14 protein-coding genes are annotated in these 15,659 nt (G+C 65.6%); 8 read left to right on the top strand and 6 right to left on the bottom strand.

From position 1 onward, the window contains the following. Window positions 1-47: 47 nt before the first annotated feature. From trhA to AC07VL_RS11750, 3 genes are all read right to left on the bottom strand, one after another. Window positions 48-665 carry a PAQR family membrane homeostasis protein TrhA gene (gene trhA / locus AC07VL_RS11740; protein ID WP_494805994.1) on the bottom strand — a complete coding sequence of 206 codons (618 nt, stop codon included), beginning with the start codon at window positions 663-665 and terminating at the stop codon, window positions 48-50. Window positions 666-806: 141 nt separating this feature from the next. Next, complete coding sequence (locus tag AC07VL_RS11745) at window positions 807-2,318, bottom strand: NYN domain-containing protein (protein WP_494805995.1); 1,512 nt, start codon at window positions 2,316-2,318, stop codon at window positions 807-809. A gap of 112 nt (window positions 2,319-2,430) precedes the next feature. Continuing rightward, entirely contained in the window at window positions 2,431-3,579 is a 1,149-nt protein-coding gene (locus tag AC07VL_RS11750) for a dienelactone hydrolase family protein (protein WP_494805996.1), read from the bottom strand. A gap of 214 nt (window positions 3,580-3,793) precedes the next feature. Between AC07VL_RS11750 and AC07VL_RS11755 the strand changes: the two genes are divergently transcribed. Next, entirely contained in the window at window positions 3,794-4,165 is a 372-nt protein-coding gene (locus AC07VL_RS11755) for a flagellar basal body protein (protein WP_290601292.1), read from the top strand. Window positions 4,166-4,190: 25 nt separating this feature from the next. On the opposite strand, the gene AC07VL_RS11760 is transcribed toward AC07VL_RS11755, so the two are convergent. Continuing rightward, entirely contained in the window at window positions 4,191-4,790 is a 600-nt protein-coding gene (locus tag AC07VL_RS11760) for a TetR/AcrR family transcriptional regulator (protein ID WP_494805997.1), read from the bottom strand. A 140-nt stretch (window positions 4,791-4,930) separates the two neighbouring features. Here AC07VL_RS11760 and AC07VL_RS11765 point away from each other — a divergent pair, with 140 nt between their 5' ends. Genes AC07VL_RS11765 through AC07VL_RS11775 form a run of 3 tightly spaced genes read left to right on the top strand, consistent with a single transcriptional unit; the run spans window position 4,931 to window position 7,826 of the window. Continuing rightward, on the top strand, window positions 4,931-5,992 hold the full coding sequence (locus AC07VL_RS11765; protein ID WP_494805998.1) for a sugar phosphate isomerase/epimerase family protein: 1,062 nt from the start codon (window positions 4,931-4,933) through the stop codon (window positions 5,990-5,992). 35 nt (window positions 5,993-6,027) lie between these two features. Beyond that, window positions 6,028-6,900 carry an alpha/beta fold hydrolase gene (locus AC07VL_RS11770; protein WP_494805999.1) on the top strand — a complete coding sequence of 291 codons (873 nt, stop codon included), beginning with the start codon at window positions 6,028-6,030 and terminating at the stop codon, window positions 6,898-6,900. Next, the gene (locus tag AC07VL_RS11775; protein WP_494806000.1) at window positions 6,897-7,826 is read left to right on the top strand and encodes an alpha/beta hydrolase; all 930 of its coding nucleotides are present in this window, start codon (window positions 6,897-6,899) and stop codon (window positions 7,824-7,826) included. Before AC07VL_RS11770 ends, AC07VL_RS11775 begins: the two co-directional genes overlap by 4 nt. 54 nt (window positions 7,827-7,880) lie before the next feature. Here the strand turns inward: AC07VL_RS11775 and AC07VL_RS11780 are convergent, their stop codons facing one another. Further along, window positions 7,881-8,420, bottom strand: a complete 540-nt coding sequence (locus tag AC07VL_RS11780) for a molybdopterin-dependent oxidoreductase (RefSeq protein WP_494806001.1) — start codon at window positions 8,418-8,420, stop codon at window positions 7,881-7,883. Window positions 8,421-8,447: 27 nt separating this feature from the next. Further along, window positions 8,448-10,451 carry a TonB-dependent receptor plug domain-containing protein gene (locus tag AC07VL_RS11785; RefSeq protein WP_494806002.1) on the bottom strand — a complete coding sequence of 668 codons (2,004 nt, stop codon included), beginning with the start codon at window positions 10,449-10,451 and terminating at the stop codon, window positions 8,448-8,450. A 270-nt stretch (window positions 10,452-10,721) separates the two neighbouring features. On the opposite strand from AC07VL_RS11785, the gene AC07VL_RS11790 reads away from it, so the two are divergent. The 4 genes from AC07VL_RS11790 to AC07VL_RS11805 all read left to right on the top strand — a co-directional run bounded on the left by AC07VL_RS11790 (window position 10,722) and on the right by AC07VL_RS11805 (window position 15,579). Continuing rightward, window positions 10,722-11,546, top strand: coding sequence for an IclR family transcriptional regulator (locus AC07VL_RS11790; RefSeq protein ID WP_494806003.1), 825 nt, complete (start codon window positions 10,722-10,724; stop codon window positions 11,544-11,546). A 55-nt stretch (window positions 11,547-11,601) separates the two neighbouring features. Next, a complete protein-coding gene (locus AC07VL_RS11795; RefSeq protein ID WP_494806004.1) occupies window positions 11,602-12,756 on the top strand; it encodes an acyl-CoA dehydrogenase family protein in 1,155 nt (384 codons plus the stop codon). 11 nt (window positions 12,757-12,767) lie between these two features. Next, on the top strand, window positions 12,768-14,309 hold the full coding sequence (locus AC07VL_RS11800) for a class I adenylate-forming enzyme family protein (protein WP_494806005.1): 1,542 nt from the start codon (window positions 12,768-12,770) through the stop codon (window positions 14,307-14,309). Between the two features lie 103 nt (window positions 14,310-14,412). Continuing rightward, entirely contained in the window at window positions 14,413-15,579 is a 1,167-nt protein-coding gene (locus AC07VL_RS11805) for an ABC transporter substrate-binding protein (protein WP_494806006.1), read from the top strand. The last annotated feature ends 80 nt before the right edge of the window (window positions 15,580-15,659 follow it).

Raw genomic sequence — 15,659 nt, forward strand, 5'->3', positions numbered from 1 at the left:
GCGCCATTATAATAGATTGAAAGCAACAGTGAAGGCGGCAGCCAACGTCAGGCAACGTAGAACAAAATGGCGACAAAGTGGCAGCAACTGCCGGCCAGCACGAACAGGTGCCAGATGCCGTGGCCATGGCGCAGCTTGTGGTCGGTGGCATAAAAGACGATGCCGCCCGTGTAGCACAGGCCGCCCGCCACCAGCCACAGGAAACCGTTCCATTCCAGCGCCGCCAGCAGGGGCTTGAGGCCGATGACGATGAGCCAGCCCATGGCCACGTAGATCACCAGCGACAGGATGCGCGCGCCCCTGGCGTAGACGTATTCCTGCACGATGCCGATGACGGCCAGGCCCCAGACGACGCCGAACAGCGACCAGCCCCACGGCCCGCGCAGGGTCACCAGCATGAAGGGCGTGTAGGTGCCCGCGATGAGCAGGTAGATGGCGCAATGGTCGAGCCGCTGCAGCACGGCCTTGGCCTTGCCGCGCATGCTGTGGTAGAGGGTGGATGTGAGATATAAGGTCAGCAGCATGGCCGCGTAGACGCTGCAGCTGACGATCTTCCATGGGTCGCCCGTGCGGGCCGCCACGACGATCAGGAGGACGCCGCCGATGGCCGCCAGCGCGGCGCCCACCGTATGGGAAATGCTGTTGAACCGTTCACCGTGATACATGCACCACCGCCCGCCGCGTTAAAGACAGGCTCATCGTACACGCTTGCGCGCTTGGCGGTCGTGCGCCTGGCCAAGGCCGGCGCACGCCGAAGGCCGGGACGGGCCCGACGGGTCTGCCCACGGCGGCGGTGCGGATGCCAATCAGGCCGCTTCCGCCTTCTTGCGCGCCGGACGGCGTGCCGGCGTCTTGCGCGGCGCCTTGGCCGGCTTGTCTTCGGCGACGGGGGCGATTTCCACCGCGACCGCTTCGACCACCACGGGCGCCGCTTCCACAACCGCTTCCGCCGCCTTCCTGGCCGGCTTTTTCGCTGCGGCCGCCTTGCGGGCCGGCGTGCGCGGCTTGGCCTTCGGCTTCGCTTCGGCGGCCGCTTCCACCGCCACTTCCGCTACCGGCTCCGGCTCAGGTACCGGGACAGTCGCGGCTTCCACCACCGGTGCTGCCTCGAGAGCCTCGGCACGTGCTTCGCGGGCGCCATCGCCATTCTTGCGGCCGCCACGACCATTGCGGCGCGAACCGCGCTTGGCGTTGCCTTCTTCCGCCACGACCTCGACTGCGGCTTCGGCCACTTCGTGCACCACCTCGGGCTGCGGCGCCGGCGCATACTGCTCGATGACGTCGACGGAGGTTGCCACATCGGCCACCGGCACGAAGGCCTGTGGCGCGGATTCGCCGCGGCGCTGCTCGTTCTGCTTGCGGCCGCCACGGCCATTGCGGCGCGAATCGCGGCGGCTGCCACCTTCGCGGTTGCCCTCTTCCGCCGTCACGACGGCTTCGCCGCCGGCGACGGCGTCGCTGGCCGCTTCCCCGCTCACGGGCGCAGCCACGGGCACCAGGCCGCTGCTGCGGTAGACATAGGCGCCCGACTTTTCATCGCGGCCGAATTCCAGCAAGCCGCGCGTCTGCGCTTCTTCCAGCAGGTTGCCGAAGGTGCGGAAGCCGTAGTACGACTCGCTGAAGTCGGGCTTGCGGCGCTTGATCGCTTCCTTCAGCATCGAAGCCCAGATCTTGCCGCTGTCTCCGCGCTCGGAGACCAGCGCGTCGAAGGTCTCGACGGCCATCTCGATCGCTTCCGTCTTGCGCGACTCGTATTTTTCCTTGCGGCGCACTTCTTCGTCCGGCGAACGCTTGGCCACTGGCGTGTCGCGCGCATCGCGCTTGGCGGCCGTGCGGCGGCTTTCGCGCACCAGGTCGTCGTAGAAGATGAATTCGTCGCAGTTGGCCACCAGCAGGTCGGAAGTGGACTGCTTGACGCCCACGCCGATCACCTGCTTGGCGTTTTCGCGCAGTTTCGACACCAGCGGCGAGAAATCGGAATCGCCGCTGATGATGACGAAGGTGTTGACGTGCGCCTTGGTGTAGCACAGGTCGAGCGCATCGACGACGAGACGGATGTCGGCCGAATTCTTGCCCGACTGGCGCACGTGGGGAATTTCGATCAGCTCGAAGTTCGCTTCGTGCATGGTGCCCTTGAAGCTTTTATAGCGGTCCCAGTCGCAATACGCCTTCTTGACGACGATGCTGCCCTTGAGCAGCAGGCGTTCGAGGATAGGCTTGATATCGAATTTTTCGTAATTTGCATCTCGCACGCCGAGCGCGACGTTTTCAAAGTCGCAAAACACGGCCATGCTGAGGTTTTCTGGGGATGACGCCATAAGGGTGAATTCTCGCTGGATGATAAGGGCGGACGGGAAGCGCAACGCCTCCCTTTTCCCCTAGTATATTCGCCCGCCGCCCGTTTCGGCGACAACTATCGTGCGCGGGGGCTTATTCCGTCCCGCCGGCGGCGCCCGCGCTGCCGCTGCCCCCCGGCCAGACGACGCTTTCATCGACCGAATACAGGCGGCACGGCGCACTGCTGCTGCGCTGGCACGACGCCAGCGCCCGCACGTCGGGGCTTTCGCCCTCTTCCGCCCAGCCCCAGGCGCCGCTGGCCGAGACGGCAAAGGCGCGCGGCGTGGTCTTGCCGAGGAAGCTGCGGTAGGCGGCGCGCCCCTGCTCGGCCAAATAAGGCACGGCGGCGATGTCGCCCTGCAGGGCAAAATGCGTGTCGGGCGGCGGCAGCGGGTCGGCCACGCGGTAGACCTGGCGCACCGGCATGCCGATTTTCTCCAGGAAGCGCTCGGTGGCGGGCAGCCAGACGGCCACGCCATCGCGGCTGCCCAGGGTCAGGTGGGCATCGCGCTTGAACGGTCCGTAGGCGTACAGTTCCCCCTTGCCGCCGGACCCCGCAAACGAGTGGAACAGGCGCTGCACCAGCGGCGGCGCGAAATATGCGTCATTCGCGCCATACAGCCACAGGCTGGGGATGCTGCTGTAGGCGCCAAACGTGGCAAAGGCCTTGGCCAGGGCCGATGGCCAGTCGCAGCCCGGCGCATCGACGCGCAGGCCGCCGGCAAAATTGAGCACGCCGCGCACGCCCGGCACCGGTCGCGTGGCCAGCGCCAGCGCCGCCATGCCGCCATACGACTGGCCGGCCACGACGATATGATCCGCATCGACCCAGTCCTGGCGCCGCGCATAGGCCAGCGCATCGAGCACGTCGCGGGCCTGGCCCTGGGCATTGGCCAGCATGTCGCAGCCGAAATCGCGGTAGCTACCCGTGGAGCGGGCAAATCCCGTGCGCATAGGCAACATCACGGCATAGCCGCGGCGCACGAACTCGGTCGCCATGTAAATGAAGCGCTCGCGCTGCTGCAGCCTGGCCGGCCCGGCCTGCTTGCCGTGATTCATCAAGAGCAAGGGAAACGGCCCGGGGCCGCTGGGGCGAAAGAGCGTCGTTTCCAGCACTTCGCGCATGCCGTCGCCGGCCGGCACCATGATGATTTGCTCGTTCAGGCGGGCGTCGAGCGGCAGTTGCGCAAGCTGCGCTGGCGCGGGGAGGCAAAACGAGCCCAGCAGCAAAGCGAGCAACAACAGGCGGACTAGGCGGGAAATGGCGAACTCCGGGGGATGATTTCCCAGCCAGTCTAGGCAGTGCCATGCAGCAGGACAATATTAAAAAGTTACGACAGGTCACTATTTTTTTGAGGAAGCGGCCGGCGGTCCCGCAGGCGGGAAAATTGTTGCCTTGCACCAACCACTTCTCCTGCACATGGGAGTAAACTGGCGGCATACAGAAGGAGTTGTCATGTCCATATCCGCCCTTACCACCGGCACGTCGGGCCTGGTCGCCAACCAGCGCGCCCTGGATGTGGCCGCCAACAACGTCGCCAATGCGAATACGCCGGGCTTCCAGCCGCAGCAAGCCGATTTCCAGGAAGCCAGCCCGGCCGGCACGGGCGTCACCCTCTCCGTCGAGGGGCGCAAGTTGGCCGCCAGCGAGAGCGTCAGCGGCGCCAATGCGACCGCGGCCAAGGCGGCCGAAAGCCGGCCGAACGGCGTGGGCCTCGCTTCCGAACTGACGGATAACCTCGTCTACAAGGCGGGCTTCAACCTGTCGGCGAACGTCGTCAAGGCGGCCGACCAGGCGCTGGGCAGCCTGATCGACGTCAAGACTTGACTGGCGCGGCTATCGGCAAGATAGTCTAGCGGTTCATTGCCAGCGCCAGCGGCGCCATGGCCGGCGTGATCAAGGCCAGCAGCCGTTCGGCGGGAATGCCGTCGCGCGCCTGCACCGACAGGCCATGCAGCAGCGCCGCATAATAGTCGCCCAGCGCCTGCACGTCGGCTTCCGCCTTTAATTCCCCCGCCAGCTGCGCCGCGCGCAGGCGCTCGATGACGGCCTGCGTGCGTGCGCGGCGGTGCTGCGCCAGCCAGTCGGCGATGCCGGCGTTTTCCGCGCTCGTGTTGGTGGCGGCCGTCACCACCATGCAGCCTTGCGGCTGGCCGCTGCGCGTGTACAGCAGCACGGCTTCCTCCAGCATGCGCGCCACGGCGTCGCGCACATTCAGGCTGGCCGCCAGCGCGTGCACGGCAAAGGCGCCCTCGCCCGTTTCATACAGTTCCACGGCTTCGCGGAACAGCTGCTCCTTCGAGCCGAACGCCGCATAGATGCGCGCCGAGGCGATGCCCAGCGCCGCCACCAGGTCGGCCATCGATACGCCCTCGTAGCCGCGCGTCCAGAACGCGTCGCGCGCTTTTGCCAGCGCCAGCGCGCGGTCAAATTCCCTCGGTCTTCCTGCCATCTTGATCCTCTGCTTGCGAAGTGGCGGCCAGTATAACGCCTGCACGCCATGGCGCGTCCCGCATTTATTTTGCATCACGGCCTTGACCGCGCCGAAGATTTCGCCTATTCTTTGTCGATCGACAAACAATAGGAGCCGATATGAAAACCATCCAAGGACCAAGCCTGCACCTGGCACAATTCGCCGCCGATACGGCGCCCTTCAACACCCTGCCCGCCATCGCCGAGTGGGCGGCCGGCATGGGCTTCAAGGCCCTGCAGATTCCCGCCTGGGATGCGCGCCTGTTCGACGTGGCGCAAGCGGCGCACAGCCAGCAATACTGCGACGACCTCGTTGCCATGCTGGCAGGCCATGGCCTCGTCATCAGCGAACTGACGACGCACATCCTCGGCCAGCTGGTGGCCGTGCACCCGGCCTACGACGCGCTGTGCGACAGCTTCGCCCCGGCCCACCTGCACGGCCAGCCGGCGGCACGCACCGAGTGGGCCATCGAACAGGTGAAACTGGCGGCCATGGCCTCGAAGCGCCTGGGACTGACGGACATGGGCACGTTCTCCGGCTCCTTCGCCTGGCCCTACCTGTTCCCGTTCCCGCAGCGCCCGCCCGGCCTGATCGAGGCGGCCTTCGACGAGCTGGCGCGCCGCTGGCTGCCCATCCTTGACGTGTGCGAGGAACAGGGCATCAACCTGTGCTACGAAATCCACCCCAGCGAAGACCTGCATGACGGCATCAGCTTCGAGATGTTCCACGAGCGCGTGGGCCGCCACCCGCGCTGCAAGATGCTGTTCGACCCCAGCCACTTCGTGCTGCAGCAGCTGAACTACCTGGAATTCATCGACATCTACAAGGACCACATCCGCATGTTCCATGTGAAGGATGCGGAATTCAATCCGACGGGACGGCAAGGCATCTACGGCGGCTACCAGTCGTGGGAAAACCGCGCCGGGCGCTTCCGCTCCCTGGGCGATGGCCAGGTCGACTTCAAGGCCATCTTCTCGAAGATGGCGCAGAACGACTACGCGGGCTGGGCCACGCTGGAATGGGAGTGCTGCCTGAAGGACCAGGAAGTGGGCGCGCGCGAAGGCGTGGCTTTCATCAATGCCCACATCATTCCCGTGACCGACAAGATCTTCGACGACTTCGCCGGCGCCCCCGTCAGCGCGCAGCAGATCAACACCCTGCTCGGCATCACGCACAACTAATCAACTCATTAACTGTATCAATACAAGGACTTGCCATGCATCAGAATGACAACAGCTACATCCACGACTACGTGCGCATCGACGGCCAGCGCCTGCATTGCGTCATCGCCGGTCCCGGCACCGGCAAACCCGTGCTGCTGATCCCAGGCTGGCCGCAGACCTGGTATGCGTGGCGCCATGTGATGGCGGCGCTGGCAGCCCAGGGCTACCAGGCCATCGCCATCGATCCGCCCGGCAGCGGCCACTCCAGCCGCCCGGCAGATGGCTACGACACGGGCGCCGTTGCCGCCACCCTGCACCGCGCCATGCTGGCCCTGGGCCACGCGCAGTACGACGTCGTCGGCCACGACATCGGCATGTGGGTAGGCTATGCGCTGGCCAGCGACTTCCCGCAGGCCGTGACGAAACTGGCGCTGACGGAAGCCGTGATCCCGGGCCTGGCACCGGCGCCGCCCATTTTTGTCGCGCCATCGGACAACATCTTCCTGTGGCACTTCATGTTCAACCAGGTGCTCGATCTGCCGGAAATGCTCACGGCGGGCAAGGAGCGCGAATACATCCGCTTCATCCTGGATCGCTGGTCCTACCGCCGCGACAAGGTGGCCGTCGACGTGTATGCGGACGCCTACGCCACGCCGGGCGCGCTGCGCGCCGGTTTCGCCTACTACCGGGCGATTCCGGAAACCATCCGGCAAAACCTCGAGCGCGCCAAGCGCAGCCTGGCCATGCCCGTGCTGGCCATCGGCGCCGACCACGCGACGAATGACGCGCCGCTGCTGACCATGCAGGGCAAGGCCAGGAACCTGCAAGGCGCCATCGTCGCCGAATGCGGCCACTTCATCATGGAAGAACAGCCGGAAGCGTTCATCGCCCACCTGCTGCCCTTCCTGGCGGGAGAACCTGCATGAGCCTCGATCCGCTGATCGCCGCCTGGCTGGAACAGACGAAAAACGCGCCGCCGCCCGCCTCGCTGGCGGACCTGCGCGCGGCCACGGAAACGGGCCTGCGCCAGCTGCACGGGCCACTGGAAGAGGTCGCGTCGGTGCGCGACTACATCGTGCCGGGCGGGCGCCCGCTCACCGTGCGCGCCTACGTGCCGTCCGGCGCGGACACGGGCCAGCCCATGCCGGCCATCGTCTTCGCGCATGGCGGAGGATGGTGTCTGTGCTCGCTGGACCTGTACGACAATCCCTGCCGCGCGCTGGCCAACGCCACCGGCTGCGTGATCTTTTCCGTCGACTACCGGCTGGCGCCCGAGCACAAGTTCCCCGTGCCACTGGACGACTTTTACCGAGCCCTGTGCTGGGTCGCGGACAAGGCACCGGCGCTGGGCATCGACGCGAAGCGCCTGGCTGTGGGCGGCGACAGCGCGGGCGGCAACCTGGCGGCGGCGGCAGCCCTGATGGCGCGCGACCAGGCCGGTCCCGCGCTGGCGCACCAGCTGCTGCTGTACCCGGCCCTGGATTTCGCCTTCGACACGGCGTCCTACCAGCGCTATGCGGAGGGCCATTCGCTGACGCGGGAAGCGATGCGTTTTTGCTGGTCGGCCTACCTGACCGACCCGGCCGACGGCGCGAATGCCTATGCGGCGCCCCTGCGGGCCGGCTCGCTGAAGGATCTGCCGCCGGCCACCGTGCTGGTATGCGAGTACGACCCGCTGCATGACGAAGGCGTGGCATATGCGCAGCGCCTGCGCGACGATGGCGTGACGGCGCAGTGCGTGCGGCTCGACGGCATGATCCATGCGTCCATCCACATGCTGGGATTGGCACCAAAGGCGCGCGGCCTGTTCGACGTGGCCGGCCCGGCCATGCGCACGGCGCTGGCGACATAAAAAAACGCGCCGGGGATGGCTCCACGGCGCGTTTTTTTCTTCAGCAGCTGCGCGTCACTCCACCAGCTTGCGCACCTCGATGCCATTCAGCCACTTCACGTGGCGCGGACCCGTGCGGATATCCTTCGCCGAGATCAGCGCGATCTCGCCATCATTCTCGTCGAGGGCCTTGCCGTTTTTCTCGTAGTAGACGATCACGCCCTCGCCAGCCGGTGCGTTATACAGCTCGCCCCAGGAAAACACCACCGCATAACCATCGGTGGCCGTGGCGATGATGGCAAGCTTCTTGACGTCATTATGGCCCGGCGCATCGAGCACCGCCTTGTCGAGGATGTCGCGCAGGCGCACGCCCTTGTAGCTGGTGATGGTCTCCGCCTTGTCGCCGTTGTGGCGCGTGACGGCAAGCTCTCCGCCATTCGCGGGCGGCAGCAGGCGCAGGTCGGCCACCTTCAAGGTCAATGGCGTCTCCACCACGCCCGTCACGGCGAGCGCGTGGCTCATGTTGTCGCGCGCGGGAGCAGGAGCGGCAGACCACGCGGGTGCCGCTGCCAGCAACGCCACCGAGGTAAAGCCAGCCAATATTTTCTTGAACATGCTGTGTCCTTTCATGACAGTGAAAAATCAGAACTGGTACTGCGCATTTGCCAGCCACGTGCGGCCCGCGCTGGGGAAACCGTCGGCCAGCGCGTAGTTGCGGTCACCCAGGTTGCTCACGCCCGCTTCCAGGCTCAGGGACGGCATGGGGCGGTACACGGCTTTCAGGTTCACGGTGGTAAAGCCGCCCAACTCCAGCGTGTTCGAGACCCAGCGGCCGCTGTTCGTCTCGGCGATGGCCACCACGTCGACCTGGCGCGCCGCGTGCAGCACGGCGTGCGCCGTCAGCTTGTGGCGCGGCACGTCCGTCAGGCGGATGGCGCGGTCGCTGACGTTTTTCATGTCCGTGTAGGTGTAAGTGCCGCCGAAGTCCAGCCAGGCGCCGGCACTGCCGCGCGCGCCCAGTTCCACGCCGCTGATGTGCGCCCTGCCCGCGTTCTGCATCTGCGCGCGCACGCCGGCCACATTCGCCACGCTCTGGATCTTGTCCTTCACGTCGCTGTAGAACAGGGCGGCGTCCAGCGCCAGTCCGCGCACGCGGGCCTGGTAGCCCACTTCATAGTTAAGCGCCTCCTCGGCGCGCAGGGAGGGGTTTTCGATATACGTGCCCAGGCGCTGCGAGTAGCGGTCCTTCAGGGTCGGCAGGCGCGACTTGCGCGCCACGGTGGCGTACACCTTCGCCTCGGGACTCATCGTGTGGAACACACCCGCCTGCAGGTCGGTGGCCGCCTGATTGCCTGGCAAAGTGTAGGCATTGCCGGCGCTGTAGACGGTGTCCGGGCGCAGTTCGTTGCGCGACACCCCCAGCGACAGTTCCGTCGCCCCGTTCAGGGCGATGCTGTCTTCGGCGCCCAGCGTCCACAGGGCATCCTTGTACCAGGTGGTGCGCACGTCCTTGGCGTCGAGTTCCTGGTGTTCGTCGGCCTTGTAGCTGGCAACGAAGCGCAGGCTGTGCGCGGCCAGGCGGAACGATTCGAGTTCCACCGCGCCGCCATTCGTGCGGTCGTTATAGATGCTGCGCCCGCCGCTGACGCTGCCCTGGCCGCTGGTCTTCAGGGTCGTGTAGCTGCCGTTCGTGTACGAGGTGATTTCATTGTCGTAGCTGTCGTGGTACAGCCGCAGTTTCAGGCGTTCCACCTCGCCCAGGCGCGTCTGCGAGACGAAATACACGCTTTCCTTGTTCCAGTACGGCCATTGCCAGTAGCGCGCGCCGACGGGATTGGTCGATGGCGGCTGGCCCTTTTCGCCATGCTGCTTGTAGTAGCTGAGCGCATACTCGTCGCCCGCCCGTGCGCCATCAGGCGTCAGGCCCACCTTGAACGACAGTTTATGGTCCTTTCGATACGCGTTGTTGCGCATGCCGCCGTCTTCCGTGGCCGTCGGGCGGAAGTCGGACGACAGGGGAAAGCCGTCGCTGTCGATATACGACACGCCCGCCTGCAGATACCACAGGCCCTGGTTCGTGCCCACGTTGGCCGACGCCTGGCGCTCGCTGCCCGAGCCGAAGCCGACGGAAGCGTCGCCTTCCAGGCGCGCCACGGGTTTGCGCGACACCAGGTTGATAGCGCCGCCCAGGGTATTGGCGCCATAGGCCACGGAGCTGTAGCCTTTCGCCACCTGGATGGCGGCCAGGTCGGCTGTGGTGAAGCGGTTGAAATCGACGTAGCCGTCATACGGCACGTAGACGGGAATACCGTCGATGTACAGGGGCACCTGGCGCGCATCGAAGCCGCGGATGGCCACGGTCTTCTCGTTGCGCGAATTGGTCGACAACGACACGCCGGACAGCAAATTCAAGGCGTCGCCCACGTTGTCGCGGTTGAAGCGGCGCATCTCGGCGCGGCTCACCTGCGTGCCCACCTTCTGTTCCGCCTGGCCTGCCTGCTCGCGCTGGCCGATCACCGTGATCGTGCCCAGCACGAACGGCGCAGCCGCCTCCACATCATCCTTGCCGGCTGTCTGCTGCGCCTGCGCCATCTGCGCCAGCGCCAGCATCACGGCGCCTGCCATTACCTGTTTCACCATCGTCATGTTGTTCTCTCTCGTTATATATCGTCTTATATAGCGATATTCAAAAAAAGCGGCCGCCCGTGCGGCGGCCGTCACCCAACAGCGCAATATACAGGCGTATATAGCGATGCTCAAGCGACAAGGCCGAAAGTGCGCGCGCAGGTCAATTTTTCCCGCATTTTTCCCGCATCGCAGCATTTCGCTGTGCGAACGAATGTTTCACAAAACGATTGACAGCCGGATGAGGGCTAGGCAAACTGGTTTCCAGGGAGCCTGAAAATGAATGCCAATATGACAAATATTCAATCCGCAGCAGATCCGGAACTCATCGTCTTCAGCGACGACGAGGAAGGCAAGGACCGCCAGTTCGTCAACGCGCTGGCGCGGGGCCTGGAAGTGCTGCGCTGCTTCCGTCCCGGCGAAGTGTTCCTGTCGAACGCCGACATGGCCAAGCGCACGGCCATCCCGAAACCGACCATCTCCCGCCTGACCTACACCCTCACGAAACTGGGCTACCTGAATTACTCGGACAGCCTGGGCAAGTATCAACTGGGCGCCGGCGTGCTGGCCCTCGGCTACCGCATGCTGTCGAACCTGGACGTGCGCAAGATGGCGCGGCCCCTGATGGAAGAACTGGCCGAACATGCACAGGCATCCGTCTCGCTGGGCACGCGCGACCGCCTCAGCATGGTCTATGTGGAGACGTGCCGCAGCAGCGCCAACGTCACCCTGCGCCTCGACGTCGGCTCGCGCATTCCCCTGATGACGACGGCCATGGGCAAGGCCCTGCTGTGCATCCTGCCGCAGGCCGAGCGCGACTACCTGATGGACCATGCGCGCGTGCACGAGACGGAACGCTGGCCGCGCATCAAGGCCGGCATCGAGCAAGGCTTCAAGGATTACCAGGACCGGGGCTTTTGCATCTCGGCCGGCGAATGGCAGAACGACGTGCATGCCGTGGGCGTGCCCATGCTGGGTGCCGACGGCGAACAGGTGATGGCCTTCAATTGCGGCGGCCCCGCCTTCCTGCTGTCACGCGAAAAACTCGAGACCGACCTGGGGCCGCGCCTGGTGGCCCTCGTCAAGACAGTGGAAAAAAACCTGGGCCGCGGGTAGACTGCGCGCCCCCTCTCAATCACAGCTCCAATCACAGCGCCAAGGAATCAATCCGATGATACGCGACGAAGAAACCCTGAACATCCTGCTGGGCAGCATCTCCCGCTTCGTGCGCGAAGTGCTGGTGCCGAACGAGGCGCTGGTGGCCGAAACGGACACCATCCCGCCCGCCATCGTGGCGCAGATGCGCGAACTGGGCCTGTTCGGCCTGTCCATTCCGGAAGCCTACGGCGGCCTGGAACTGAGCATGGAAGAGGAAGTGCGCGTCGCGTTTGAAATCGCCCGCACCTCGCCCGCCTTCCGCTCGCTGATCGGCACGAACAACGGCATCGGTTCGCAAGGCATCGTCATCGACGGCACGGAAGCGCAAAAACAATACTACCTGCCCAAGCTGGCGGCCGGCGAGATCATCGGCTCGTTCGCCCTGACGGAAGCGGGATCGGGGTCCGATGCCGCCTCGCTGCGCACGACGGCCGTGCGCGATGGCGACTTTTACATCCTCAACGGCAGCAAGCGCTACATAACCAACGCACCCGAAGCGAGCATTTTTACGGTCATGGCGCGCACAGACCCCGTCAAGCGCGGCGCCTCGGCCATCTCCGCCTTCATCGTGGAAAAGGATACGCCGGGCCTTTCTTTAGGCAAGATCGATAAGAAGATGGGCCAGCAAGGCGCGCATACCTGCGACGTCATCTTCGAAAATTGCCGGGTACCGGCCGCGAACATCATCGGCGGCAAGGAAGGCGTGGGTTTTAAAACTGCCATGAAGGTGCTCGACAAGGGCCGCTTGCACATCGCCGCCGTCTGCGTGGGCGCGGCCGAGCGCATGCTGGCCGACGCCCTGGCCTACGCCATGGAGCGCCAGCAGTTCGGCCAGCCCATCGCGGAATTCCAGCTGATCCAGGCCATGCTGGCCGACAGCAAGGCGGAAATTTATGCCGCGCGCAGCATGGTGCTGGACGCCGCGCGCCGGCGCGACAACAAGGAAGACATCTCGACGGAAGCGTCGTGCTGCAAGCTGTTCGCCTCCGAAATGTGCGGCAGAGTCGCTGACCGCTCCGTGCAGATCCACGGCGGCGCCGGCTACATCAGCGAATACGCGGCCGAGCGCTTCTACCGCGACGTGCGCCTGTTCCGCATCTACGAAGGCACGACGCAGATCCAGCAGATCGTCATCGCCCGCAACATGATCAAGGCAGCGCAAAAGTGAAGGAGGCCGCGATGGACATTCCCGCCCTGCTGGCCCACTTGCCGGCGCGCCTGTCGGCCATCCCCATCTATTGGGCGACGCGCGCGCCCGACGCGCCCGCGCTGCATGAAGGTGGCCGCAGCTGGACCTACGCCCAGTTGCAGCACAGTGTGGACAGCGCCGCGCAGCTGCTGCGCGACCTCGGCGTGCGCGCCGGCGACCGCCTGATGGTGGTGGGCGAGAACTGCGCGCTGCAGGTGGCGCTGATTTTTGCCGCCGCCAGCATCGAGGCGTTGATCGTCAACGTCAATGCGCGCCTGTCGGCGCGCGAGATCGACACCATCGCCGCGCACAGTTCCGCGCGGAGGATGCTGTTCCTGGCCGGCGCCTCGCCGGAGGCGGCCGCGCACGCCCCACGTCTGGGCGCGGCCAGCGCCGTCACCGTCGACGGCATGGGCGAGCTGCTGGCCGGTGGCTTGAACGAGGCGGCCATCGCGGAAGACACGGTGCCCGGCAACGAACAGGTGGCCGCGCTGATCTACACGACGGGTACCACCGGGCAGTCGAAGGGCGTGATGCTCACGCACCGCAACCTGCTGTTCATCGCCGCCGTCTCCAGCACCCTGCGCGGCTTGAGCAGCAGCGACCGCGCCTACGGCGTGCTGCCCATTTCGCACGTGTATGGCCTCGCTTCGGTGGCCCTGGGCACCCTGTATGCGGGCGCCGCGCTGTACCTGGTGCCGCGCTTTTCCGTCGACGGCCTGCTCTCGGCCCTGCAGGACGACGGTCTGACCATCGTGCAGGGCGTGCCCGCCATGTACGCCAAGCTGCTGCAAACCTTGGGCGGCGCCGATACGCCGCTGCCCACGCGGCTGCGCTTTGCGTATGCGGGCGGCTCGCCGCTGGCGCCGTCGCTCAAGCACGACGTGGAAAAGCTGCTGGGCACCGCGCTGCACAATGGCTACGGCATGACGGAAAGCGCGCCCACCATCAGCCAGACGCGCCTGGAAGCCCCGCGCCGCGACGATTCCGTGGGCACGCCGATTCCCGGCGTGGAAGTGCGCGTCGTCAGCCTCGACGGCGTCGACGTGGCGCCGGGCGAGGCGGGCGAACTGTGGATACGCGGGCCGAACGTCATGGCCGGCTACTACCGCGAACCGGCCATGACGGCGGCCACCATGCGCGACGGCGGCTGGCTCAACACGGGCGACATGGCGCGCCAGGAGCGCGATGGCGCCCTGTTCATCGTGGGCCGCACCAAGGAACTGATCATCCGCTCCGGCTTCAATGTGTATCCGCTGGAAGTGGAAACGGCCCTGAACGCCCACCCATCGGTGGTGCAGTCGGCCGTCGTGGGGCGCAGCCTGGCCGATGGCAACGAAGACGTCATCGCCTATGTGGAGCTGGACGCGCAGCACCCGGTGACGGTGCAGGCCTTGCAGGATTATCTGGCGCAGACCTTGTCGCCCTACAAATGCCCGTCGGACATCATCGTCATGGAAGCTCTGCCGGCCGCGGCCACCGGCAAGATACTAAAAGGACAACTGCGGCAGATGGCCCAGGAAAGGCAGTAAATTCAGCATTGCAGTTGGTTTCAAGAGACCCGACAATAAAACCCACGCGGGCAGCTTCGCCGGCGCCGATCCTGGCGCCGGCCACATCACCGGAGGAGACACGATGAAACGCACATACACACGCATCGCCATGGCAGCACTGCTTGCCAGCGCCTGGATGACGCAGGCCAGCGCCGACGAATTCCTCGTCGGCGCGGAAATCCCCCTGACGGGCAACCTGGCGCGCGTCGGCGCCGGCATGCAGGAAGGGATCATGGTCGCGGCCGAAGTGTTCAACAAGACCAACGGCAAGCACAAGATCAAGATCGTCACTGTCGATGACGAATCGGCGCCGGCCAAAGCCATCGCCGCCGTGGAAAAACTGGCCAGCCAGGGCGTGGTGGCCATCACGGGCGGCTACGGCTCGAACAATATCTCGCCCGCCTCGGACACGGCGAATAAGCTGGGCCTCGTCTACATCACCTCGGGCGGCGTGGACGACAGCCTGGTGGCCAGCGGGCGCAAGAATTTTTTCCGCATCAATAACACGGCCGGCTACGAAAAAGCCATGCTGGGCCTGCTTGCCGACGTGGGTGCGAAATCCGTCTCCATCGTGTATTCGACCAAGGACGCCACCACGGGCCTGGCGAAGGACGTGGAGAAGGCCCTGGCCGCCAGGGGCGTGAAGGTGACGACGCACTCGTTCGACCCGGCCATCACGGACTTCAAGCCCATCATCAACAAGATCAAGCTGCAGGACAAGTCCGAAGTGGTGGCCATGGTCGGCTACGAAAACGATTACGTGGGCATCATCCGCGCCGCCCGCGTGCTGAAGCCGAAGATCAAGGCCATGGTGGGCGTGTGGTCGCTGGCCACGCCGAAGATGGCGGCCGACTTCCCCGACCTGATGCCGAACGTCTTCGGCACGGCCCTGCTGCCCTTCCCGACCGAATTCAAGACGGCCGACGGCAAGGCCTTCAGCGACGCCTACAAACAGCTGTACAAGAAGGAACCGGACTACCTGGGCCAGTTCGGCTATGTGCAGTCGATGCTGCTGTTCGAGGCCATCGCGCGCGCGGCCGACAAGGGCACCATCAAGAAGGGCGGCGTGGCCGAGGAAATGCGCAAGACGGACCGCGAAACCCTGATCGGCCGGGTGCAGTTCGCCGCCAATGGCGACAACCAGAACTTCGTGCACCGCATGGCGCAGCACCAGGACAAGAAGGTGGTGATCGTCTGGCCTAAGGAGCACGCCACGGGCAAGCTGAACTACCCCGCCGTGCCCTGGTAAGCAGCCTCCCGCTGCACACGCGCGTGCCACGGCACGCACCGATGAACGGCAGCGCCACGCGTCGCGCGCGATGCGGCGGT

Source organism: Janthinobacterium sp. GW821-FHT03C08 (genome assembly GCF_059420905.1).

Excerpts from the sequence above, each read along its gene's own strand:
- AC07VL_RS11760 (WP_494805997.1), bottom strand. The coding sequence starts at position 4,790 with ATGGCAGGAAGACCGAGGGAATTTGACCGCGCGCTGGCGCTGGCAAAA.
- AC07VL_RS11745 (WP_494805995.1), bottom strand. The coding sequence starts at position 2,318 with ATGGCGTCATCCCCAGAAAACCTCAGCATGGCCGTGTTTTGCGACTTT.
- AC07VL_RS11765 (WP_494805998.1), top strand. The coding sequence starts at position 4,931 with ATGAAAACCATCCAAGGACCAAGCCTGCACCTGGCACAATTCGCCGCC.
- AC07VL_RS11770 (WP_494805999.1), top strand. The coding sequence starts at position 6,028 with ATGCATCAGAATGACAACAGCTACATCCACGACTACGTGCGCATCGAC.
- AC07VL_RS11775 (WP_494806000.1), top strand. The coding sequence starts at position 6,897 with ATGAGCCTCGATCCGCTGATCGCCGCCTGGCTGGAACAGACGAAAAAC.
- AC07VL_RS11790 (WP_494806003.1), top strand. The coding sequence starts at position 10,722 with ATGACAAATATTCAATCCGCAGCAGATCCGGAACTCATCGTCTTCAGC.
- AC07VL_RS11755 (WP_290601292.1), top strand. The coding sequence starts at position 3,794 with ATGTCCATATCCGCCCTTACCACCGGCACGTCGGGCCTGGTCGCCAAC.
- trhA (WP_494805994.1), bottom strand. The coding sequence starts at position 665 with ATGTATCACGGTGAACGGTTCAACAGCATTTCCCATACGGTGGGCGCC.
- AC07VL_RS11805 (WP_494806006.1), top strand. The coding sequence starts at position 14,413 with ATGAAACGCACATACACACGCATCGCCATGGCAGCACTGCTTGCCAGC.
- AC07VL_RS11800 (WP_494806005.1), top strand. The coding sequence starts at position 12,768 with ATGGACATTCCCGCCCTGCTGGCCCACTTGCCGGCGCGCCTGTCGGCC.
- AC07VL_RS11780 (WP_494806001.1), bottom strand. The coding sequence starts at position 8,420 with ATGTTCAAGAAAATATTGGCTGGCTTTACCTCGGTGGCGTTGCTGGCA.
- AC07VL_RS11785 (WP_494806002.1), bottom strand. The coding sequence starts at position 10,451 with ATGACGATGGTGAAACAGGTAATGGCAGGCGCCGTGATGCTGGCGCTG.
- AC07VL_RS11795 (WP_494806004.1), top strand. The coding sequence starts at position 11,602 with ATGATACGCGACGAAGAAACCCTGAACATCCTGCTGGGCAGCATCTCC.